This is a genomic window from Shewanella sp. MBTL60-112-B2, assembly GCF_019655055.1.
Classification (GTDB): domain Bacteria; phylum Pseudomonadota; class Gammaproteobacteria; order Enterobacterales; family Shewanellaceae; genus Shewanella.
In genome coordinates this window covers 1-755 of the sequence record NZ_BPFA01000080.1, presented here as the reverse complement: position 1 = coordinate 755, position 755 = coordinate 1, and the positions used below count along the sequence as shown (strand labels likewise).

Annotated in this window: 1 protein-coding gene; it reads right to left on the bottom strand. The window is 55.1% G+C overall.

Annotated elements, in window-relative coordinates; all coding sequences use genetic code 11:
• Positions 1 to 755, bottom strand: a 755-nt coding sequence (locus K5Q73_RS21280; protein WP_259655244.1) for an Ig-like domain-containing protein, incomplete at both ends; no start/stop codon positions are given.

The following is a 755-nucleotide window of genomic DNA, read 5'->3' as shown; positions in this document are numbered from 1 at the left end:
GCATCGTACTGCAAGCCTTCTAATTGGCCAGCGGTTAAGAGCATGCCATTGGTGATCGCAGTACCATCAGCGAGGGTGACGGTGCCCAGAGTCGGTAGGCCAGTGACCGTAATGGTGAGGTTATCGCCATCAGCATCGGTTGGTGCGCTGAGGCCTAAAGACGTATTTTGCGTCTCTTCATTGACATTGATGCTATTGCTGTCGACGAGTGGCGCATCGTTGATTGGGTTGACCGTGATTGCCACGCTGCCGTTTTCAGTGACAGTGCCGTCATTGACGCTGTAGGTGAAGTTACCCACGGCATCGCCGCTGTCATAGTCGGCAGGCGCATCGTACTGCAAGCCTTCTAATTGGCCAGCGGTTAAGAGCATGCCATTGGTGATCGCAGTACCATCAGCGAGGGTGACGGTGCCCAGAGTCGGTAGGCCAGTGACCGTAATGGTGAGGTTATCGCCATCAGCATCGGTTGGTGCGCTGAGGCCTAAAGACGTATTTTGCGTCTCTTCATTGACATTGATGCTATTGCTGTCGACGAGTGGCGCATCGTTGATTGGGTTGACCGTGATTGCCACGCTGCCGTTTTCAGTGACAGTGCCGTCATTGACGCTGTAGGTGAAGTTACCCACGGCATCGCCGCTGTCATAGTCGGCAGGCGCATCGTACTGCAAGCCTTCTAATTGGCCAGCGGTTAAGAGCATGCCATTGGTGATCGCAGTACCATCAGCGAGGGTGACGGTGCCCAGAGTCGGTAGGCC